This is a genomic window from Pannonibacter anstelovis, assembly GCF_036881715.1.
GTDB classification, from domain to species: Bacteria; Pseudomonadota; Alphaproteobacteria; order Rhizobiales; family Stappiaceae; genus Pannonibacter; species Pannonibacter anstelovis.
In genome coordinates, this window is the sequence record NZ_JBAKBF010000003.1 from 488,785 (window position 1) to 509,883 (window position 21,099).

Below are 21,099 nucleotides of genomic sequence, written 5' to 3' on the forward strand. Positions count from 1 at the left end.
ATAAAACAAGAAAATCAGAGCTTTGCTATCCCGCTTGGCATCATGGCCAGGCGGGATAACTGCCAGTTGCCTTAACCCCTGCGGATTGTGTTGGCCAGCGGCTTGCCGGCGGCCAGCCGGTTGATGTTCTCTGCCATCGCCACGCGGCGGCGGTTGACCGTGCCATGGGTCCAGCCGGACATGTGCGGCGTCATCACCACGTTATCCAGCTCATGGAACGGATAGACCGAGGGGTGCGGATTGGGGTTGCTGCCGTCCGGATAGACATACCATGTGTCGATGATGGCACCGCCGATCCGCTTTTCCGAAAGGGCGTCATAGAGGGCCTTTTCGTCGATGACCGGGCCGCGCCCGACATTGACGATGACCCCTTCCGGCTTCATTGCGCCGATGACGGCTGCGTCAACGAGGCCTGCCGTCTGAGGGGTGAAGGGCAGGGTGTTGACGATCACATCCGCCGCGCCTGCAAGGTCAGCCAATGCTGACAGGGGATAGTGGCGGTCGAACAGGTCGGTTTCCTGCGGTGTGGAGCGGTTGGTCACGATGACCTTCATGCCGAAGGCCCGGGCGCGCGCGGCAACCGTCTTGCCGATATGGCCGAAGCCGATCAGGCCAATGGTCTGGTCCCCAAGCTCTGTGCGCAGCGCGTCCACGCCGCCGGAGCGGTAGGCCCAGTCGCCCTTGCGCAGGCGCTGGTCGGCATCGGCAAGCGGAACATGACGCAGAAGCAGGGCCGCCATCACATATTCCGCGATGGCCGCATCATGACCGAAGCAATTGCACAGGGCCGCGCCTTCCGGAACCTGAGCGAGGTCGATGCCGTCATAGCCTGCGCCTGGCAGCTGATAGAGCTTCAGCGTGGACGGCACCGGCATGTCCGCCGTCAGCTGCACCCCGATGATCACGTCGGCAGCCGCATAGGCCTGCCGGTCTGCTTCTGCCACCAGCGAATCGGGCAGCTGTATGATGTCATGCGTCTCAGACAGGAGACCGGCAAAGCCCGGGACGAAACTGCAGGCATTCTGGCCGTGGAATACGATCTTCATGGAACGGTCCATTCTTGAAGGGGGATGCGGAAGGGGCTGGTCAGCTGCTGAAAGCCAGTTGCACCTTCATGGACTGGCTGCGGTCGGAGGCCAGCCGGAAGGCGGCATCTGCCTCTTCGGCGGGAAGGGTTGCGGAGATCAGCGGCGACAGATCGACTGCACCGCTGGAGATGAGCTGTACAGCCCAGCCGAATTCTGCATCGAACCGGAAGCTGCCCTTGAGGATGACTTCCTTGGCCACAACGAGGTTGAGCGGCAGCGGGATGTCACCGCCAAGGCCAACGGCGATCAGTGTGCCGCCCGGACGGACAACATCCAGCGCCGCGGCAAGTGCCTTGGCGCTGCCGGAGCATTCGAACACCACATCGAACATGCCCTTGCGTTCCGCAAAGGGGGCGAGGGCATCGGGTGCTGCGGCAAGGTTCAGGGTCCGGCTTGCGCCAAGGCTTGCCGCGATTGCAAGCGGAGCATCGGCCAGGTCCGAGGCGGTGATTTCCGCCGCTCCGGCGTGGCGTGCGGCAGCAATCACCAGATTGCCGATCGGGCCGCAGCCGGAGACGAGCACGGACTTGCCAAGGAGCGATCCGGCGCCCGCGACCGCATGAAGACAGACCGCAAAGGGCTCGGCACAGGCGGCAAGGCCGGGGTCAAGGGTGGCGGGAACCTTGAAGACCTGCTCCACCGGCAGGGTTACTTCGTCCCGGAAAAGCCCCTGCATATGCGGAAAGCGCATGGCACTGCCGAAGAAGCGCATGTCGAGGCACTGGTTGCGCTGGTCCCTGAGGCAGAAGTGGCAATGCCCGCAAGGCATGCTCGGATTGACCGCCACCTGATCACCTGCCGCCACGCAGGTAATCCCGCTGCCTGTCTCCACGATGCGCCCGGCAACCTCGTGGCCGAGGATCATCGGTTCCTTCAGCCGGACCGTTCCGAACCCGGCATGGTGATAATAGTGCAGATCGGAGCCGCAGATGCCGCCCCGGGTGATCTGGACACGAACCTCGCCGGGGCCGGGCCTTGCTGCCGCAGGCCGCTCCTCGATGCGAAGGTCATGGGGCTGATGAGCGACGATAGCGCGCATGGTGGGTGCTTTCCTGGTTCAGAGGACCGAAATCATGCCGCCATCGACATAGATGATCTGACCGCTGACGTAGTTGGACGCGGCAGAGGCCAGATAGACGGCGGTGCCAGCCAGTTCTTCGGGCTTGCCCCAGCGGCGTGCAGGCGTGCGGCCCTTGACCCAGCCATCGAATTGCGGGTTGTTGATCAGGGCCTCGTTCATGTCGGTGAGCATGTAGCCCGGGCCGATGGCATTGACCTGAATGCCGTGCTCGGCCCATTCCGCCGTCATGGCGCGGGTCAGCATCTTGATGCCGCCCTTGGCCACCGTGTAGGGGGCAACCGTTGCACGGGCCAGTTCGCTGGTCAGCGAGCCGATGTTGATGATCTTGCCGCTCTTGCGCGTGATCATGCGCTTGGCTGCTTCCCGTCCCACCACGAAGGCGCTGGTCAGATTGGTGTCCATCACCTTCTGCCATTCCGCCGTGGAGAGCTCCACGATCGGCTTGCGCAGCTGGATGCCGGCATTGTTGACGAGAATGTCTATCGCAATCCCGTCGCGGTCGAACGCCTCGAAGGCAGCGGTGACCGCTGCCTCATCGGTGACATCGAATGCGGCCGTGCGCACCGTGTGCCCGGCGGCCCGCAGCGTTTCGGCCGTGGCCTCGAGGCGGCCCGCATCTACCCCGTTCAGGACAAGGGAAGCCCCGGCCTCTGCGAGGCCGGTTGCGATGGCGAGCCCGAGTCCGCGGGAGGACCCGGTGACAAGTGCAGTGCGCCCGGTCAGATCAAAAAGGGTCATGGCAAGCTCCGTGTTGCAACGCTGACAGTCAGGCTCAGAGGACCGAGGTGCGGCCGCTCAGATCCGGGCGGTTGAAGAAGGAGGGAAGCAGCTCGACGCCAAGGCCCGGCCCTTCCATCGGATAGACATAGCCGTTCTCGATTTTCGGCACGGCGGTGACGAGTTCGTTGTACCAGCCGCGGTAAAAGGCGCGCACGGACTCCTGAATGAGCGTGTTGGGCTGGCTGAAGGACATGTGAATGGCAGCAGCAAAGCCGACAGGGCCGATGCAGTCATGCGGGGCGAAGGGGCGGTGCCAGGTTTCGGCCAGCGCCGCGATCTTGCGGCCTTCCGTCAGGCCGCCCGTCCAGCACAGGTCAACCATGACCACGTGCGTGGCGTTCTGGTCGAGCATGTCCTTGTAGGGCCAGCGTGAGCCGAGGGTTTCGCTGGCGCAGGTCCACACGTCCGTGGATGCTGCAAACTCGCCGAGCGCCTGGGCCGAGTTCATCCGGATCGGGTCTTCGTACCAGGTCGGGGAATAGGGCTCGAGTGCCTTGGCGATCTTCTTGGCGGTGGGCAGGTTCCACAGCGAATGGAACTCGACCATGATCTCCATCTTGTCGCCGACGGCCTTGCGGATCTTTTCGAAGGGCTCGATGGCGGCCTTCATCTGTTCGGCGGTGATGTACTGGCCGCGGGTTTCCTGGGCGTGCGGGTCGAACGGCCAGATCTTCATGGCCGTGATGCCCTGTTCCAGCAGGTTTTCGGCCAGTGCATCCGCCCGCGTCATGAAGCCGACGAGATCCTCGTATGGGCCTTCGTCATCGCCAAGGTTCCAGTTCGAGACCGGCTTGATGTTGTTGGTCCGCACATAGCGGTAGCCCGCGCAGGTGTTGTAGACGCGGATCTTGTCCCAGCACTGCCCGCCCAGCATCTGGTGTACCGGCAGGCCGCAGACCTTGCCGAAGATGTCCCACAGGGCAATGTCGATGGCGGAAGCTGCCCGGTACTCGGCGCCGGTCGAGGACTGTGCCATCGGCAGCGACACCATTTCCTTGTGCAGGGCTTCGATGTGCAGCGGATTCTTGCCAAGCAGGCGGCCTGCCAGAGTGTCGTGAATGTGGGCTTCGACGGCTCCGGCGCCATAGAAGGTTTCACCAAGGCCGGTGATGCCGGCATCCGTTTCGACATGGACCCACAGGACGTTGGCGAATTCTTCGAGGCGGTAGGTCTTGATGGCAGTAATTTTCATCGGAAAGCTCCGGAGCACATCAGCGTGCGAGATTGGGAAGGAGAAGCGAAATCTCAGGGAAGGCCAGCAGCAGCGCCAGCATGAACAGCTGGATCAGGATGAATGGCCAGAGCGCCCTGTAGATTACGGGGAGGGTGATTTCGGGGGGAGCCACGCTTCGCAGATAGAATGCGGCCGGTCCGAAAGGGGGCGACAGGAAGGCAACCTGCATGGTGACGGAGAAGAGCACGCCGAACCACACCAGATCGTAGCCGAGAGCAGCAACGATCGGCACGAAGATGGGCATGCAAAGCAGCAGGATACCGATCCAGTCCATGAACATGCCGAGGACGACAAAGATCGCCATCATCAGCAGGATGGTGAGGAAAGGCGAGATGTTGAGCCCGAGAATGAGGTCGGTCACGAATTTCTGTCCGCCGGACAGATTGTAGATCGCCACCATGACGGCTGCACCGAAGGTGACCCAGAGAATGATGCCGCAGGCGCGCAAGGTCTGGGTGAGTGCCTGAGCCAGCATCGCCACGCTCAACTCACCGCGCAGGGCAATGATCACGAGCGTCATGCCAACGGCGATGTTTGCGGCCTCGGTGATGGAGGTGATGCCCCCATAGATGCAGCCGAAGACCGTGAAGATCAGCACGCCGGTGGGCAGGACGCCGCGCAGGAACACGGACAGGGAGAAGGGAGCTGGCCGGGCCTCCGATGGCTTTGGCGCGGCTGCCGGATCCAGCCAGCAACGGATGGCGATGTAGATCAGATAGAAGACTGCCAGCATGAAGCCCGGAATGAACGAGCCCAGGAACAGCTTGTGCACCGAGACATCCGCCGTCAGGCCATAGACGATCAGCACGATGGATGGCGGGATCATCGTGCCGAGCGAGCCGCCCGCGCAGACAATGCCGATGGCAAGATTGCGGTCGTATTTGAGGCGCAGCATCTGCGGCAGGGCAACCAGGCCGAGCAGCACGATTTCGCCGCCAATGATGCCGCTGATTGCGGCGAGCAGGACGGAAATCACCAGCGTGACATAGCCGATGCCGCCGCGAACCCGGCCGAAGACGCTGTTGAGCGCATCATAGAGATCACGCGCCAGTCTGGATCGCTCCAGCAATGATGCCATCAGGATGAACATCGGCACGGACAGGAAGCTGTATTCGGTGGCAAGGCCGTAGACGGTCTTGTGCGCAATGGCGAGGACCGGCAGGCCGAATTTCAGATAGGCAACCACCATGGCCAGCGAGCCGGCGGCAAAGGCCAGCGGCACGCCTACGGCCATGAGCGCAAATATGCCAAGGAGCAGGATGATCGAGATTGTCAGGATGGTCATGGCAGCCTCAGTCGATCCGGTCACTGCCCGGCCGGGGATGACGGCTGGCGCGCAGGAAGTTGATGATTGCAAGGACAGCCATCAGAGCTGCTGCAACGACGACAAAAGGTTTGACGATTGCCGGAATGGGGGGATTCCAGGCCGTGCCGAACCGCTCAAAGGTGACGAGGGCCCGCCATGCGGTCGGAGCGCCGAAATAGGCAAGCCCGCCGCAGAAAACCAGCGTTGCTGCCAGAGTGATGAAGTCGAAGACGCGGCGGATGGCCCTTGGCACTGCATCGTAGATCACCGAAATCCGCAGGTGATCATCCAGCGCCATGACGTAGACGCCTGCGACCAGATAGACGAGGGCTGACAGGAACAGCGCCAGTTCATTGACCCAGCTTGTCGGGCTGCCGAAGAGATAGCGTGCCGCCACCTCGTAAAGCGTGATGGCCACGATCACGAGCAGGGGAGAGGCGAGCAGGGCCGCCTTCGGGGTGAACTTGGGATCAGGACTTTCGGATGGTGCTGGCATGATATCCTCGTCTGGCTGAAGGCAATGAGCAGCCGCAAGGGTCCGGGAAGCCCATGCAGGGCTACTCAGAACCGGGGCAACAGACTGGCGGGCGGTCTGACGTCCGCCAGTCCCTGTCTTCCGGAACAGTCAGGTACGGCTCAGTCGAGGATGCCGAGCGACTTCATGTAGGCGACGTGGGAGTCATAGGCGGCCTGAGCTTCCGGGCTGCGGGTTGCCCAGTCGGCCCAGACTTCCTGAGCCACCTTGCGGAACGCCAGACGGTCCTGCTCGCTCCAGTCCTGAATGGTGACACCGGCGGCCTTCAGGTCTGCTGCTGCCTTGCGGTCGTTGATCTCCGACTGCGTGGCCACCTCGATGGCGATCGTGTCGATGGCCGACTGAAGGACCTGCTTCTGCTCGTCCGTCAGGGCGTTCCACTTGTCGAGGTTGATGGTGACATGCTCGATCGGCATGGAGTGGAAGCCGGGATAAGTTGCGAACTTGCCGACATCATAGAGGCCGAGGCCCTTGTTGACGGCCAGTGTCGAGGCATCCGCACCTGCGACAGTGCCTGTGGTCATGGCGGTGAAAACCTCGCCGAAGGGCATGACCACCGGGGCGGCGCCAAGCTTCTGGAAGATTTCAGATTCCATGCCGGGAGGGGAGCGGAACTTCCAGCCCTTCAGATCATCGATGCCGGCGAGGGAAGTCGTGGAGCCAAGTGATTCCGGCGTAGCGACGAAGGTGCCGATCAGATGCATGTTGAACTGTTCGTAGAGCTCGTTGGCGAGATCCAGCCCGCCTGCGTTCTTGTACCAGCCAAGGATCTGGTAAGGCGTCGAGTAGCCGCCCATGACGTCGCCATAGAACTGGAACGCGGGGTTCTTGCCGGTGACATAGCCTGCGCCCGTCGCGTCGCCGTCGATGATGCCGGTTGCTGCAGCCTCAAAGGCTTCGGATGCCTTCACCACGGAGGAGTCCGTGAGCATCTGCACCTGAAGCGAGCCTCCCGACATCTTGTTTGCCAGATCGGCAAAGCGAAGCAGTGCCTTGCCCTGAAGCGATGACGCGCTGTGGTGTGTCTGGAACTGCAGCGTCGTGGCATCTGCTGCCTGGGCCGCTGCGGGCGCTATTACGGTGAGGCCGAGCGCAACTGCTCCGGCAAGACCGGTGCGGAAAATGTTCATGCTGATTTCCTCCCATTTCAACAAGGCCCCCTCTCCTGAGGACCTAATTGATATGTCGTGAAATATCACAAAATTTCAAACGCTGCAACGCGGAGATGGCACATGCCCGGACAGGGCAGCATGGTCCGCTTCAAGTCTCTGAAAAATATGCTTATTTTCGCATTTTCCGCAGGCGCAACGTCCGAGTGAGTTGCGGGGCCCCTTTGCAGGCGCAAGATGTTTGTGGCTGCCGGGGCGCCCCCAGGGACGCGCCGGAACAGGGCCAGTTCCCTTATTCGGGGATCAGCGGTTCGATGCTGCAGTCGAGCAGGGAGGGGTCAATTTCCTTCTCCATCACATCGAACATCGAATTGACGAATTCGATGAGCGCATCAGAGGCTTCCACTGCCTGTTCGACATGGCGGTTTGCCACCGCATTGAGCACGGCCAGATGATGGTCGACGGTGCCGTCGAGGCTGAAGCTGCCTGAGGTATGATTGTGATGAATCCAGCCGATCCGCCGGAAGATCGTATGCAGCGGCCTGAGGGTGTGGACGAGAAAGGGCTCGTTGCCGGCTGCCAGAATGAGCGTGTCGATGCGCCGGTCGAATGTGTTGAAGTCGTCGATCGAGAGGGTCGCGCGGCGCTCACGGATGACCTTTGCCAGATGCAGCATCTGGTTCCGCTGCGCCGGAGAGGCGTTCTCTGCAGCAAGCTTGATGACGAACCGCTCCAGATCCCGCCGCAGCCGCAGAAGCACCCGCTCGCGGGCCAGATCAATGGGCGCAATCTGAAGGCCATGGCGCGGGCGGATGTGGATCAGCGTATCTTCGGCGAGGCGGCCAACGGCCTGATGGACAGGTGTACGGCTGATGCCGGTCAGGGTCTGCAGATCCTGGATCGACAGGAACCGGCCGGGGCTCAGCTCGCATCTGACGATAAGGTCTTCCAGCCGCTCATAGGCGAGTTCGAACAGATTGACCGAATTGCGCCGCTTCGCCTGATCAGGCTCCGCATCTTCCGTTTGCCTGGTGTTCCCGGGTGCACGCGCCATCGTCTGATGCTTCCTTCTCCGGCAGCGGCGCACACTGTCCGCGCATGTTCTGCTGATCTTGAAATGTCGTGATATTTTATAGACGCCTGCCGTCGTCTGTCAAAATGGCACTGTTTCCCGCTGGTTGAGGCCCCGGAACAGGCTTCTCAGATCCCCTGTCTGGTTTGCTGCGGCCTGGATCACACTGTGGTCTCACTGCGACGTGACTCGCGCGGCGGCGCATAATATGTATTTTGGACGAAACAAAGATCTGGAAGACAAGAGCGAGTTCCCCGGCCATGGGCCCTGTGCGAATACTGATTTCACGGCTGGCGGTTGCGGTTGGCCTAGCGGTTACGGCTCTGCCGGCCGCTGCGTCTGCTGCGGATGGCAAGGCGCCGCCGGTCGTGGTGGAGCTGTTTACCAGCCAGGGATGCTCCTCCTGCCCGCCTGCCGACAAGCTGCTGCAGGATCTGGCGAAGGATACCAAGATACTCGCTCTCTCTCTGCCGGTCGATTACTGGGACTATCTGGGCTGGAAGGACACGCTTGCCTCTCCGGAAAACTCCGAGCGTCAGCGTCTTTATTCCGCCCGCCGCGGCGACAGGTCCGTCTACACCCCTCAGATCGTCATCAACGGCGGTGAGCATGTGGTGGGAGGAGACGAGCGGGCTGTGAAGGCTGCACTGGGCCGCGCGACGAAGATGACGGCGTCGGTCACACTTCAGTCCATGTCCGACATGCTGGAAGTGACCATCGACGGCGCGCTGCCCGAAGGGGCGAAGATGGCGACCGTCTACATGCTGCATGTCATGCCGTCGAAGACGGTGGATGTAGGCCGGGGCGAGAATGAGGGGCGGCAGGTCACCTATGTCAATGTGGTCAAGCGCCTGGAAGCCGTTGGCATGTGGTCTGGCGGGCCGATGGAACTGAAGCTGCCCAAGCTCCCGATGAAAAAGAACGGAAAGCGCTGCGCAATCATTGTCCAGCTGGAAGATGAAAGCGGGCCCGGGCGCATCATCGGCGCTGCCTCCACCCTGTGGGATACGGGAATCTAGCGCTTCTCGCCGCGCACCACCCTTGCGTTCAGCCTGAAACATGCCTAAGGCCTTGCCCGAACGGGACAGCGCGCGATCAAGGCGGCTGCCTCCTGACCGGGCGTGCGGAATGCCGCGCCCTCAATCCGTGAGGTAGCCATGAGCCTGCGTCTGCGCATTGCCCTCGGCAGCGTGATTGCCGGTGCCGCCGTTCTGGCCCTGAAATATCTGGCCTATGTGCTGACAGGATCCGTGGCGCTCTATTCGGATGCGCTGGAATCCATCGTCAATGTGGCCTCCTCCTTCGCCACACTGCTGGCGGTCTGGTATGCGGCAAAGCCGGCCGATTCCAATCACCCCTATGGCCATGACAAGGCGGAGTATTTCGCTGCGGTTCTCGTTGGCGTGATGATCGTGCTGGCGGCATTGTCGATCTTCAATGCGGCCTGGGAAGGTTATCACGCTACGGAAACGGCCGATTACACCGTGAAGGGCCTTGCCGTGAACGGTCTTGCCAGCGTGCTCAACTGCGGCTGGGCCGTGCTGCTGATCCGCTTTGGCCGCAAGAATGGTTCTCCGGCGCTAGAAGCCGATGGCCAGCATCTGATGACGGATGTGGTGACATCCGTGGGCGTTCTCGTGGGTGTGATCCTTGTTTTCCTGACCGGCTGGCGTCAGCTGGATTCGCTGCTGGCAGGTCTTGTCGGCCTCAATGTGCTTTGGTCCGGCTGGACTTTGATGAAAGCTTCCGTCAGCGGCCTGATGGATGAAGCTGCGTCTACCGATGTGCAGGACATGCTGCGCGGGCTGATTTCCGAACATGGGGAAGGGGCCATCGAAGCCCATGATCTGCGCACCCGTCTGGCCGGGCGCCTGACCTTCGTGGATTTCCACCTGGTGGTGCCGGGGGAAATGAGCGTTGATGCCGCTCATGACATCTGTGACCGGATCGAGCAGGCCATCGGCAAGTCGCTGCCCGGCGCCAGGGTAACGATCCATGTGGAGCCCGAGCACAAGGCCAAGCACTCGGGTATTGTTGTCCTGTGAAGGTTAGCGGGTGAGGCGCAGGGCGCATTCCACGGCATCTTCCAGCCGGTCGTTGCCCCAGTAGAGTTCCCCGTCTTCCGTCACGAAACTGGGCGCTCCGAAAACGCCTGCCGCTTCTGCCTCGGCCACGGCGGCCCGCAGGCCGATCTTCACCTCGATGCTCTGGGCCCTGGCAAGCAGGGCCTCTGCATCCAGTCCCAGATCCAAGAGGATGCCAGCGAGAAGACCTTCGTCGCTGATATCCCGGCCTTCGCCGAATTCCGCCATGTAGACAGCGCGCACGAAGCTGCCGATCCAGGGTTCAAGTCTGCCGGCATGGGCAATGCGCGCTGCCATCAGGCCGTTCTGCGGAAAGGGATCGGGCACGGTCAGCGGCAGGCCCATGTCCTCGCACATCCGCTCCATCTCGCGCCACATATAGCGGCCCTTGGCCGGAAACAGGTTGAAGGGTGACGTCTCCCAGCCCTGCCGGGCAAAGATGGGGCCGAGCAGAAATGGCCGCCAGACCAGATCTATGCCCCGGTCCTTGGCCACGGTCTCGATGCGCATGGCGGTGAGGTAGCTGTAGGTGGAGGCAAATTCGAACCAGAAATCGAGCCTCGGCCGTTGCTGCATGGAAAATTCCTCTTACATCTGGTTCGCTCGCGGCGCTGCCGCAGCGCAGATATTGGCCGAGCTTGCAAAAATAGGCTAGAGAGCCCGAATGACTGATCATGCCGCTCCTTCCGGCCTTGCCCGTGCCCGCACTCTGATCTGCGCCAGTGTGCTCTGGTGCCGCACTCATCCATTCGGGGCGGCCTTTGCTTTCATTGGCGTTGTGTCGCTGGTGTTCCTGGCGGCGCCGGATCTCGATCTTCTGGCCAGCGGCCTGTTCTACACGCCCGGCGAAGGCTTTACGGCGGCGTCCTCGCCTTTCCTGCAGAAGGTTCGTTATCTCGGCCCCTATCTGGTGCAGACGGTGGCCATCGTCTGCGTGCTGACGCTGCTTCTCAAGCTGCTGCTGCCGGAGCTGCCGCCGCTGATGCCGTTGCGCAAGCCGGTCTTTCTGCTCTCCACGCTGGTGCTGGGCCCGGGCATCCTGGTCAACAGCATCCTGAAGAACAACTGGGGCCGTCCGCGCCCGGTGATGGTGGAACAGTTCGGCGGAGACATGCCGTTCATGCCGGTGTGGCTCAAGACGGACTGGTGCAGCACCAACTGTTCCTTTGTCTCAGGCGAGGGCTCGGCCAGCATGTGGCTTATGGCACTGGCCTTTGTTGTGCCGAAAAGCTGGCGCCCGGCGGTGGTGCTGACGGTTCTGCCGCTGATGCTGGCGCTGTCGGCGAACCGGGTTGCCTTTGGTGGCCACTTCCTCTCCGATACGCTGCTGGCCTGGGGGCTGACCTTCCTGGTGCTCCTGTCCGCCTACTGGCTGCTCTATGTGAAGACGCCGCGCTGGGCAGGTGATGCGCAGCTTGACGCCGGGCTGTCTGCGGCTGGCCTCTGGCTGCGCCGGTCCGTGTTGCCATTTCTGGCCGGGATTGGCCGGGCGCTGCGTGCGTTTGTGGCGAAGTTCCGCTGAGAGGTCTTAGCCTCTTCGGCCAAGCCCAAGCTCTGCCGCAAGATCCTCCGCGCCTCTCATCACCATCCGGAACACGGTCTCGAATCCGGCCGGGCCGCCGTAATAGGGGTCCGGCACGTCCGTTCCCTCTGCTTCCAGAAACAGCCGGAGGCGGGCAGGAGCCTCTGCCGGGCTCAGCTTGCGCAGGTTGGCCAGATTGCTGCTGTCCATGGCGAGGATGTGCTCGAAGCGGCTGAAATCTGCCTTCACCACCTGCCTTGCGCGCTGGGCGGAAATGTCGATGCCATGGCGGGCCGCCACTGCCACGGAGCGCGGATCCGGCGCCTCGCCCTGATGCCAGCCGCCGGTGCCGGCCGAATCGATCAGCACCCTGTCCTTTGCACCCAGATCCTCCACCACCTTGCGGAAGGCGCCTTCGGCCAGCGGTGAGCGGCAGATGTTGCCAAGGCAGACGAAGAGAACGGAGGTCATGGCGGGGTTCCTGTGTGATCCTGATTCTGATGAGCCTCACTCATCGGGATTTGCTTAAGCCTGTGCGGTGTCTGAGCCTTGGTATGATGCGGCGCTGGCCAGTTCTGTCTCCCGGCCTATATTCGATTGGACGCGGGAGAAGAGCCCGTGCAGCCGTGGATTTCAAGACGGGAGATGCAAATGGCGGAACGTCTGACAGACGAGGAGCGCGGGACAGCGCTGGATCAGCTCGCCGGATGGCGGCTGGTGGAAGGGCGTGATGCCATCGCCCGGCGCTTTGTTTTTTCCGGGTTTGTCGAGGCTTTCGGCTTCATGGCGCAGGCGGCGCTGGTGGCCGAACGGATGAACCATCATCCCGAATGGTCAAACGTCTACCGCACGGTGGAGGTGACGCTCTCCACCCATGATGCGGGCGGGCTGACGGCGCTGGATGTGGCGCTGGCCGCGGAAATGGACCGTATCGCCGCGCGGATGACCTGATCACCCTGCGTTTTTCTGTGCGCCCCGGCGGATGGTGAAGCGCAGACCGTCTCCGGTCTTGTCCTGCGCCAGCAGCTCGTGCCCATCCTCATTGCACATGTGGGGAATGTCGATCACCGACATCGGGTCGCTCGCTTCCACCACAAGCACGGTGCCCGGCTTCAGCTCCGTCAGGGCCTTGCGGCTGCGCAGCACGGGGAGCGGGCATTTGAGACCTCTTAGGTCCAGATGCCGTTCGGATCCCGCTGTGTCTGGTGCCGTCATGATGCCCTGCGCGCTGTTTTCATCCGGCTTCAGCTCTTGTCCTGCCGTGAACACTGCGTCAAGCCATAAAGGCTTGAAACACCGCTGAAATGGCCGACATTGAGAGAGACCTGAAAGACACCAGACGAGAAGGAAACCACCCGTGACCGGCACTTCTGCCCAATCCTCCGCCGCTGATCCCGTTACCGTTCTTGACTTCTGGTGGGAGGCGGGCCGCGAGGCCTGGTTCACCCGTAGTGATGCCTTTGACGCGGATATCCGCAGCCATTTCGTGCCGCTGATGGATGACGCGGCTTCGGGGGCGCTGGACCACTGGCAGGAAACGCCGCATGGCGCGCTGGCGCTTCTGCTTTTGCTCGACCAGTTCCCGCGCAACGTCTACCGGCAGGACAAGCGGGCCTTTGCAAGGGACGCGAAAGCCCAGATCATTGCCACGGCTGCGCTGGCCAGAGGGTTCGACAAGGCTTTCCCCAAGGATGCCCGGGCCTTTTTCTACCTGCCGTTCGAGCATGCGGAAGACATGGCTCAGCAGGAAAAGTCCGTCGATCTGTTCCGCCGCCTGGGAGACAAGGAATTCTATCTCTACGCCCTCGTCCATCTCGACGTGATCCGCCGCTTTGGCCGCTTTCCGCATCGCAACCATGTGCTTGAGCGTGAGACGACACCGGAAGAGGCGGCCTATCTGGCTGATGGCGGTTTTTCTGCCTGAAACCAGAGTTTGCCACTCTATTTCCCTTGAATGGTTTTCTTCGAGCGGGATGCCGCCGTTGCCTTAAAAAGCAGCGGTGGCATTTTTGTTTTTCAGATTTGCATACTTTATGTGCGGTTTCTTAATTTTGAGCGAAAAATAGGCAGACATGCTGCGCTGCGGTTGCCTCATGAACGGTCAACTGCCCGCCTGAGCGGTGCTCCCTTCCATGAATCTGGCGGAAATCGGGCATTTTCCGATCCCCGGCCAAAGTTGGCACGGTCCTTGTTTAAGAGAAGGGGAAAGCCGGCCCGGCCCGCCCTCAGCGCAGGTTCCTCCTGAAGCGCAGGGAACGCGGACCAGGTGGCCAGACCGGTCCAGTCCCGGACCGGTGACAAGCAGGGGAAACGGGTAACGAGCATGAAAATTGTGATGGCCATCATCAAGCCGTTCAAGCTCGACGAGGTGCGTGACGCCCTCACGAGCATCGGCATCCAGGGACTCACCGTCACCGAGGTCAAGGGGTACGGCCGCCAGAAGGGCCACACCGAGATCTACCGCGGCACCGAATATGCGGTGAGCTTCCTGCCGAAGCTCAAGATCGAAGTCGCTGTTTCCAGCGAGTCCGTCGACAAGGTCGTGGAAGTGATTTCCGGCGCCGCCAAGACCGGCCAGATCGGTGACGGCAAGATCTTCGTCTATTCGATCGATCAGGTGGTTCGCATCCGCACCGGCGAAACCGACACAGAAGCGCTTTGAGGGGTGAGTAACATGAAGAAGTCTTTCGCTTATGCCGCAATCGGCATGGCGGTCCTCGGCCTGATGGCCGATCCGGGCCTGGCCCAGACCGCTGCTCCGGCCGCAGAGGCAGCCGCTGCTCCCGAGGCGCCGGTCTATGCTCTGGCTGCCGACACAGCCTATATTTTCAACACGCTGCTGTTCCTTCTGGGCGGCTTCCTCGTCATGTGGATGGCTGCGGGCTTCGCCATGCTGGAAGCGGGCCTCGTGCGGTCCAAGAACGTGTCGATGCAGTGCCTGAAGAACATTGCGCTCTATTCCATCGCAGGCATCCTGTTCTGGCTCACGGGCTACAACCTCATGTACACCGGCGTTGACGGCGGTTTCATGGGTTCCTTCGGCCCCTATTCCTTCGATCCGGTCGGTGGTGATGCGCTCAGCGTCGGTTACTCCACCGCTTCGGACTGGTTCTTCCAGATGGTCTTCGTGGCCACCGCTGCCTCGATCGTGTCCGGCACGCTCGCCGAGCGCATCAAGCTGTGGCCTTTCCTGCTCTTCACGGTCGTCCTGACCGGTCTGCTGTACCCGATCGCGGGCTCCTGGCAGTGGGGCAAGGGCTGGCTCTCGGTGATGGGCTTCTCCGACTTCGCCGGTTCTACGCTGGTGCACTCTGTCGGCGGCTGGGCTGCTCTCGCAGGCGCTCTTGTTCTGGGCGCACGCAAGGGCAAGTACACCTCCAGCGGTCAGGTCATCCCGATGCCGGGTTCGTCCATTCCGCTCGCAACGCTCGGCACTTTCATCCTGTGGCTCGGCTGGTTCGGTTTCAACGGGGCTTCCCAGCTCGCCATGGGCACGATCGGTGACGTGACCGACATCTCCCGTATCTTCGCCAACACCAACATGGCTGCTGCCGGTGGTGTGGTTGCTGCCATGATCCTGACGCAGATCCTTTACAAGAAGGTCGACGTCACCATGGCCCTCAACGGTGCGCTGGCCGGTCTCGTGTCCATCACTGCCGAGCCGCTCAACCCGACTGTTGCGCAGGCGGTCTTCATCGGTGCCGTTGGCGGCGCTCTGGTCGTCTTCGTGGTGCCGCTGCTCGACAAGCTGAAGATCGACGACGTCGTTGGTGCCATCCCGGTCCACCTCGTCTGCGGCATCTGGGGCACTCTCATTGTCCCGCTGTCCAATGATGGTACCTCCTATGGCGTCCAGCTCATCGGCATTGCCGCCTATGGTGCCTTCATCTTCGTGACCTCGCTGGTTCTGTGGATGATCCTGAAGGCAACCGTCGGCATCCGCGTCAGCCCCGAAGAAGAGGCTCTTGGCCTCGACAAGGTGGAAATCGGCGTCGAAGCCTATCCGGAATTCGGTCAGGGCTCCCAGCGCCTCTGATCCGGACCAGCTCTCCCAGGAGCAGGCCATATGGCCAACCTCAGGCCCGGGGCGCACGCCCCGGGCTTTTTATAGCTTCTGCCTTTAAAGTGAGCGGACTTCCCTTTCTTGCATTAGTTTTGAGCGCGTTGTGCCTATTTATCTGGCGTCTGGATCAATCTGGGGCAGGTGAAAAGCCCTGATTTTCGCCATTTGCCCGATTGGCACGCATCTTGTTCTGGCGTTCCCCTGACGCCGCCCCTTGAAGAGGCGGATTGCACGTTTGGGAGGCAATTCATGTCCACTGCACCGGCTGGCGCCGATGTGTTCTTTGTGCTGATCGGGGCCATTCTCGTCTTTGCCATGCATGGCGGGTTTGCGTTTCTCGAAGCAGGCACCGTCCGCCACAAGAACCAGGTCAATGCGCTGGTAAAGATTCTCACCGATTTCGCCATCTCCACACTGGCTTATTTCTTCGTGGGCTATGCCATCGCCTATGGCACCACGTTCTTCGTCAGTGCGCAGGTCCTGTCAGGTGCGGACGGCACATTCGAGCCGCAGGGCCTCAGTCTGGTGAAGTTCTTCTTCCTCACCACCTTTGCTGCCGCCATTCCGGCCATCATCTCTGGTGGCATTGCCGAGCGAATGCGCTTTCTGCCGCAATGTCTGGCGACGGTGGCGCTCGTTGGTGTTGCCTATCCGCTGTTTGAAGGCATCGTCTGGAACGGCAATTTCGGTCTTCAGGCCATGGTTGAAGCGGCATTTGGCGCAAAATTCCATGATTTTGCTGGGTCCGTTGTGGTGCACGCCTTCGGCGGCTGGGCCGCTCTGGCCGCCGTCCTGCTGCTGGGTGCGCGGCGCGGGCGCTATGACAAGCAGGGGCGTGCCATCGGCATTCCGCCGTCCTCCATTCCCTGGCTGGCGCTCGGCTCCTGGCTGCTGTGCACCGGCTGGTTCGGCTTCAACGTGATGACGGCTGCTTCGCTGGCCAATGTCTCCGGTCTCGTGGCGCTCAATTCCCTGATGGCCATGGCTGGCGGCATTCTCACCGCGCTCATTGCAGGGCGGAACGATCCCGGCTTCGTCCACAATGGCGCTTTGGCTGGTCTTGTTGCCGTCTGCGCCGGTTCGGATGTGATGCATCCGGTGGGGGCGCTGCTGGTGGGCGGAATTGCTGGTGTCATCTTCGTCAAGGGCTTCGAGATCTGCCAGAACCGCCTGAAGATCGATGATGTTCTCGGTGTCTGGCCGCTGCATGGCCTGTGTGGTGCCTGGGGCGGCGTTGCGGCTGGCGTTTTCGGCCTGGAAAGCCTTGGCGGCATGGGCGGTGTGTCGCCTCTGGCGCAGATTGCGGGCACAGGGGCAGGTGTGCTTCTTGCCCTGATGGCCGGTTTCCTCGTTTACGGGGTGATCAAATCCACCATCGGGCTGCGTCTTTCCCAGGAAGAGGAGTTCCGGGGCGCGGATCTGTCCATCCACCACATCAGCGCCAATCCGGAGCATGACCTGGGCCGGTGAACTGGCGCTGTTCTTGCGCTGCCAAACCGTGGCACCGTCCGTGTCCGCAGCTCTATAGTGGTCTTTGCCAGTGCAGGGTACCCTGGCTCTTCCGGGGATTTGCACTGGCGGCCGGACGGGATTAAAACCCGGGACGGGTGCGCATATGGACTGTTATTTTTAACGATGAACGGAGCACGGTCATGGCAAGCAAGGATTATGCCCTCGTACAGATCGCCTTTTATGCGGCGCTGATTGCCGTACTGGGGCAGTTTCCGCCCTTCGCCATTCCGTTCCTCGCGGGCGTGCCCATCACAGCGCAAACCCTTGGCGTGATGCTCGCCGGCGTGATGCTCGGTTCCGTGCGCGGCGGCCTGTCCATGCTGCTCTTCCTCTTTGTTGTCGCCCTGGGCGCGCCGCTTCTGGCCGGCGGGCGCGGCGGGCTCGCCGTCTTTGCAGGACCTTCCGCAGGCTTCCTCATCGGCTGGCCCATCGGCGCCTTCGTGGCCGGTTTCGTCATGGAGCGCAGCCGTAATCTGCCGGTTCTTTTCGCCGCTGCCCTCTCGGCAGCTGTGGGCGGCGTTGGCGTTGTCTATCTCTTCGGCATTCCGGGCCTGATGATCCTCGCCGATCTGCCTTTCGCCAAGGCCTTGGCCGGCACCGCCATCTATCTGCCGGGTGATCTCATCAAGGTCGCGATCACCGCCGTGGTGGCACAGACGGTGGCCCGCGGCCTGCCGCGCGCCCTGCTGAGCCGGCCATGAGTTTCACCGGGGCGGCGCTGGCGCATCACGCGGCCACCCGCCCCGGCCAGACCGCGCTTGTCTGCGGCGGGGCAAGCCTGACTTTCGCTGCGCTGCAAGCCCGGGTCGAAGCGCTGGCCCTTCAGCTTAACCGGCGCCTGCCTGCTGCGTTCTCCCGTCAGCGGCGCATTGGCATTCTGCTGGAAGATCCGTTGCAGGCTCTGCTGGCTTTCTTTGCTGCAGGCCGGGCCGGGGGCATTGCCCTGATGCTTGACACCACATGGCCCGATGCCCTGCGTGATCAGATCCTCGCCGCCTCTGCGCCTGATCTTGTCATTGATGCTGCCGCTTTTCCGGCGTTGATGGCTAGAACTGAGGAAGCGCAGGAAGCAGCTGGGACGCCGCTGCCCTTTCCCGCACCGGAAGATCTTTTTTATGCCGGCTTCACCTCCGGCTCGACGGGTGTGCCCAAGGGCTTTGCCCGCGCCCACCGCTCCTGGACAGAAAGTTTCCGCCTGAGCGCTGCTGCCTTCAGTACCTCACCTGAGGACAAGGTGCTGGTCTGCGGCGGGCTCGTGCATTCTCTGCATCTCTATGCGGCGGTGGAAGGGCTTTGCGCCGGGGCCTGCGTCGAGCTGATGCCCCGGTTTCAGCCGAAGAACGTGGCGCGCCGCCTGGCAGACGCTGGGATGACCATCCTTTACGCCACCCCCACACAGCTGCAGCTGATCCTGCGTGATGTGGAGACCGCGCCGTCCTTGCGGCTTGTCCTGTCGAGCGGCGCCAAGCTGCAGCCGGAGGACCGGCAGATGTTCACCCGCCGCCTGCCCGGCGTGCGGATCTGCGAGTTCTACGGCGCCTCTGAAATGAGCTTCATCTCCCTGCAGGATGGAACTGCGCCGGAAGCTTCCGTCGGGCGCCCCTTTCCCGGAGTGGAGGTGGAAATCCGCGATGGTGGGGGCCGTGTTCTGCCGCAGGGCGAGATTGGACATCTGTGGGTGCGCAGCCCGCTGCTGTTCGATCGCTATATATGCGGCGGCGGCGAGGAAGTGCGCTGGCAGGAAGGCTGGCTGACCATCGGCGACCGGGGCTGGCTTGATGAGGCGGGCAATCTCTATCTCGCGGGCCGCGACAAGCGGATGATCAACAGCTCCGGCCTCAATATCTTTCCCGAAGAAGTGGAGAAGGTGCTGCGCGCCGTGCCCGGGGTAACGGCTGCCGCAGTCTTCGGTGTGCCCGACCGTCTGCGCGGGCAGAGACTGGTGGCCGCCATCTGGCCGGATCCCGAGGCTGCCGGAAATCTGAAGGACGGAGGCCTGCTGCGGCGCGCCGTGCTGACGGCCCTTGGCCGGGCCCGTTGTCCGCGTGCCTTTCTCCTGTTCGAGGCCTTCCCCCTGACGCCGGGCGGCAAGACGGATCTTCCGGCGCTGGAACAGGCCGTCCATGCCCGGCTGAAGACGAGGTGAGGCCATGACCGGCACAACGGCGCATGATCCCGTGATTGTGGCCGCCCGGCGCTCGCCCGTGGCCCCGCGCGGGGGCGTCTTTGCGCGGCTGGATCTGCCGCAACTGGGCGCGCCTGTGCTGCAGGCAGCCCTTGCGGATGCCGGGCTTCCCGTTGAGGCTGTCAGCGAGGTGATCCTTGGCAATGCGCTGGGCGCGGGCGGCAATCCTGCCCGGCTGGTGGCCTTGGCCGCGGGCCTGCCGCAAACCGTCAGCGCCATGACCGTGGACCGGCAATGCTGCTCCGGCCTTGATGCGGTGATCCTCGCGGCCCGCGCCATCCGGGCCGGGGAGGCGGATGTGATCATTGCGGGCGGCGTTGAAAGCTTTTCCCGCGCGCCGGTCCGCATGCACCGCCCGCTGCCGAAGGGCGGTGTGCCTGTTGCCTATGACCGCCCGGCCTTTGCGCCGCCGCCGTTTCCGGATCCGGATCCGGCAGAGGCCGCAGCCAGGCTGGCGCTGCATATGCAGATCAGCCGTGAGGCGCAGGAAGCCTATGCCCGTGCCAGCCATCAGGCCGCCTTGCGGGCTCAGGCGGCCGGAGATTTTGCAGCCGAAACCGTTCCGCTGGCAGGGCTTGCCGCCGATGCCTTCACACGGCCGCTTGACGCAAGGCTGCAGTCCCGGCTTCCCGTGCTTGCAGGCGGGAACGCCTATGGGCTGACAGCATCTACAATTGCCGTGGAAGCCGATGCAGCTGCAATCCTTGTGATCATGCGCCGCAAGGAAGCAGAACGCCGGGGTCTGAAGCCTCTTGCTGCAGTGGGGCAGGGGGTGATGACAGGAGGCGATCCGGGCAATCCGGCAGCGGGGGCGCATGAGGCGGCGCTGGAGCTCTTCCGCCGCACCGGCATGGACCTTGAAGACATCTCTCTTGTGGAGCTGATGGAGGCGTTCGCCGTTCAGGCGATGGTGAGCCGCAGGGCGATCGGCCTTGGCCTTGATGATCTGCGCGTCAACCAGGGGGGCGGGGCGCTGGCACGCGGTCATCCCATTGGCGCATCCGGCGCCATACTGGCGGTGCGGCTCGCCCATGTCCTTGCCAGGGAGCCGCGCAATAGCACCGGTCTGGCCGCAATTGCCGCAGCAGGAGGGCTTGGAACGGCGCTCTTTCTCCGTTCCACCCAAGCTTGAGTGCGCTTGCGAAGATTTTTTCGCGGCGCGGCAAGTGCCTGTTGATAAACATTTTTCCCCGTTTCGCGGCTGATTTCTGCGGCTTTTGAGGGGTAGTAAGCCAGCTTATCCACACGGGAGCCGCAAAAATAATCACCGGCTGCAAAAAAATCGGACAGAAGGTTGTTGACGGGGGCAGGGGAGCTGCGTATAAGCCTGTTCATCGACGGCGGCAACGTCGCTGGCGGCGGGGACGCTGTTCCCGAGACTTCCCGACAGGGTGGCTTTGGTGGCCGGATGAGAGTTCGGTAGCGGGTTTCTGTTGGGTAATGAACGCGTAAGTGTTCAGTTCTTTGACAATTAGGTATTTGAAGGAAGGGAAACGCGGCCGGCGTTGACCTGGCGCTTCGGCGGGGC

22 protein-coding genes are annotated in these 21,099 nt (G+C 62.5%); 11 read left to right on the top strand and 11 right to left on the bottom strand.

Annotated elements, in window-relative coordinates:
* Positions 1-71: 71 nt before the first annotated feature.
* From V6L75_RS07550 to V6L75_RS07585, 8 genes are all read right to left on the bottom strand, one after another.
* Positions 72-1,046 (bottom strand): 2-hydroxyacid dehydrogenase, encoded by a 975-nt coding sequence (locus V6L75_RS07550; RefSeq protein ID WP_334250887.1) that lies wholly within the window; start codon positions 1,044-1,046, stop codon positions 72-74.
* A 40-nt stretch (positions 1,047-1,086) separates the two neighbouring features.
* Positions 1,087-2,127 (bottom strand): L-idonate 5-dehydrogenase, encoded by a 1,041-nt coding sequence (locus V6L75_RS07555; RefSeq protein WP_334250888.1) that lies wholly within the window; start codon positions 2,125-2,127, stop codon positions 1,087-1,089.
* Between the two features lie 18 nt (positions 2,128-2,145).
* Positions 2,146-2,907, bottom strand: coding sequence for an SDR family oxidoreductase (locus tag V6L75_RS07560; RefSeq protein WP_334250889.1), 762 nt, complete (start codon positions 2,905-2,907; stop codon positions 2,146-2,148).
* Between the two features lie 34 nt (positions 2,908-2,941).
* Positions 2,942-4,141 (bottom strand): mandelate racemase/muconate lactonizing enzyme family protein, encoded by a 1,200-nt coding sequence (locus tag V6L75_RS07565; RefSeq protein ID WP_334250890.1) that lies wholly within the window; start codon positions 4,139-4,141, stop codon positions 2,942-2,944.
* A gap of 19 nt (positions 4,142-4,160) precedes the next feature.
* The gene (locus V6L75_RS07570; protein ID WP_334250891.1) at positions 4,161-5,468 is read right to left on the bottom strand and encodes a TRAP transporter large permease; all 1,308 of its coding nucleotides are present in this window, start codon (positions 5,466-5,468) and stop codon (positions 4,161-4,163) included.
* A gap of 7 nt (positions 5,469-5,475) precedes the next feature.
* The gene (locus V6L75_RS07575) at positions 5,476-5,985 is read right to left on the bottom strand and encodes a TRAP transporter small permease subunit (protein WP_334250892.1); all 510 of its coding nucleotides are present in this window, start codon (positions 5,983-5,985) and stop codon (positions 5,476-5,478) included.
* 140 nt (positions 5,986-6,125) lie between these two features.
* Entirely contained in the window at positions 6,126-7,154 is a 1,029-nt protein-coding gene (locus tag V6L75_RS07580) for a TRAP transporter substrate-binding protein (protein ID WP_334250893.1), read from the bottom strand.
* A 271-nt stretch (positions 7,155-7,425) separates the two neighbouring features.
* Positions 7,426-8,187, bottom strand: coding sequence for a GntR family transcriptional regulator (locus tag V6L75_RS07585; protein ID WP_334250894.1), 762 nt, complete (start codon positions 8,185-8,187; stop codon positions 7,426-7,428).
* Positions 8,188-8,465: 278 nt separating this feature from the next.
* Here V6L75_RS07585 and V6L75_RS07590 point away from each other — a divergent pair, with 278 nt between their 5' ends.
* Together V6L75_RS07590 and V6L75_RS07595 are read left to right on the top strand one after the other, a co-directional pair.
* On the top strand, positions 8,466-9,224 hold the full coding sequence (locus V6L75_RS07590; RefSeq protein ID WP_334250895.1) for a DUF1223 domain-containing protein: 759 nt from the start codon (positions 8,466-8,468) through the stop codon (positions 9,222-9,224).
* A gap of 138 nt (positions 9,225-9,362) precedes the next feature.
* Positions 9,363-10,250 carry a cation diffusion facilitator family transporter gene (locus tag V6L75_RS07595; RefSeq protein WP_334250896.1) on the top strand — a complete coding sequence of 296 codons (888 nt, stop codon included), beginning with the start codon at positions 9,363-9,365 and terminating at the stop codon, positions 10,248-10,250.
* Between the two features lie 3 nt (positions 10,251-10,253).
* Here V6L75_RS07595 and V6L75_RS07600 read toward each other — a convergent pair whose 3' ends face one another.
* Positions 10,254-10,865: a 2-hydroxychromene-2-carboxylate isomerase gene (locus V6L75_RS07600; protein WP_334250897.1), complete on the bottom strand. Its 612-nt coding sequence runs from the start codon at positions 10,863-10,865 to the stop codon at positions 10,254-10,256.
* Positions 10,866-10,953: 88 nt separating this feature from the next.
* Here V6L75_RS07600 and V6L75_RS07605 point away from each other — a divergent pair, with 88 nt between their 5' ends.
* Positions 10,954-11,811: a phosphatase PAP2 family protein gene (locus tag V6L75_RS07605; RefSeq protein WP_334250898.1), complete on the top strand. Its 858-nt coding sequence runs from the start codon at positions 10,954-10,956 to the stop codon at positions 11,809-11,811.
* Between the two features lie 6 nt (positions 11,812-11,817).
* Here V6L75_RS07605 and V6L75_RS07610 read toward each other — a convergent pair whose 3' ends face one another.
* A complete protein-coding gene (locus V6L75_RS07610) occupies positions 11,818-12,282 on the bottom strand; it encodes a low molecular weight protein-tyrosine-phosphatase (protein ID WP_334250899.1) in 465 nt (154 codons plus the stop codon).
* Positions 12,283-12,462: 180 nt separating this feature from the next.
* On the opposite strand from V6L75_RS07610, the gene V6L75_RS07615 reads away from it, so the two are divergent.
* Positions 12,463-12,762: a 4a-hydroxytetrahydrobiopterin dehydratase gene (locus V6L75_RS07615; RefSeq protein WP_334250900.1), complete on the top strand. Its 300-nt coding sequence runs from the start codon at positions 12,463-12,465 to the stop codon at positions 12,760-12,762.
* On the opposite strand, the gene V6L75_RS07620 is transcribed toward V6L75_RS07615, so the two are convergent.
* Complete coding sequence (locus V6L75_RS07620; protein ID WP_334250901.1) at positions 12,763-13,026, bottom strand: sulfurtransferase TusA family protein; 264 nt, start codon at positions 13,024-13,026, stop codon at positions 12,763-12,765.
* A 142-nt stretch (positions 13,027-13,168) separates the two neighbouring features.
* Here V6L75_RS07620 and V6L75_RS07625 point away from each other — a divergent pair, with 142 nt between their 5' ends.
* The 7 genes from V6L75_RS07625 to V6L75_RS07655 all read left to right on the top strand — a co-directional run bounded on the left by V6L75_RS07625 (position 13,169) and on the right by V6L75_RS07655 (position 20,703).
* Positions 13,169-13,735 (top strand): DUF924 family protein, encoded by a 567-nt coding sequence (locus V6L75_RS07625; protein ID WP_334250902.1) that lies wholly within the window; start codon positions 13,169-13,171, stop codon positions 13,733-13,735.
* A 399-nt stretch (positions 13,736-14,134) separates the two neighbouring features.
* On the top strand, positions 14,135-14,473 hold the full coding sequence (locus V6L75_RS07630) for a P-II family nitrogen regulator (RefSeq protein ID WP_026355689.1): 339 nt from the start codon (positions 14,135-14,137) through the stop codon (positions 14,471-14,473).
* Between the two features lie 12 nt (positions 14,474-14,485).
* A complete protein-coding gene (locus V6L75_RS07635) occupies positions 14,486-15,847 on the top strand; it encodes an ammonium transporter (RefSeq protein ID WP_334250903.1) in 1,362 nt (453 codons plus the stop codon).
* A 276-nt stretch (positions 15,848-16,123) separates the two neighbouring features.
* Positions 16,124-17,344, top strand: a complete 1,221-nt coding sequence (locus V6L75_RS07640) for an ammonium transporter (protein WP_334250904.1) — start codon at positions 16,124-16,126, stop codon at positions 17,342-17,344.
* Positions 17,345-17,526: 182 nt separating this feature from the next.
* Positions 17,527-18,087, top strand: coding sequence for a biotin transporter BioY (locus V6L75_RS07645; RefSeq protein ID WP_334250905.1), 561 nt, complete (start codon positions 17,527-17,529; stop codon positions 18,085-18,087).
* Positions 18,084-19,532, top strand: a complete 1,449-nt coding sequence (locus V6L75_RS07650) for an AMP-binding protein (RefSeq protein WP_334250906.1) — start codon at positions 18,084-18,086, stop codon at positions 19,530-19,532. The genes V6L75_RS07645 and V6L75_RS07650 overlap by 4 nt, the downstream gene beginning before the upstream one ends.
* A 4-nt stretch (positions 19,533-19,536) precedes the next feature.
* The gene (locus V6L75_RS07655) at positions 19,537-20,703 is read left to right on the top strand and encodes a thiolase family protein (RefSeq protein ID WP_334250907.1); all 1,167 of its coding nucleotides are present in this window, start codon (positions 19,537-19,539) and stop codon (positions 20,701-20,703) included.
* The last annotated feature ends 396 nt before the right edge of the window (positions 20,704-21,099 follow it).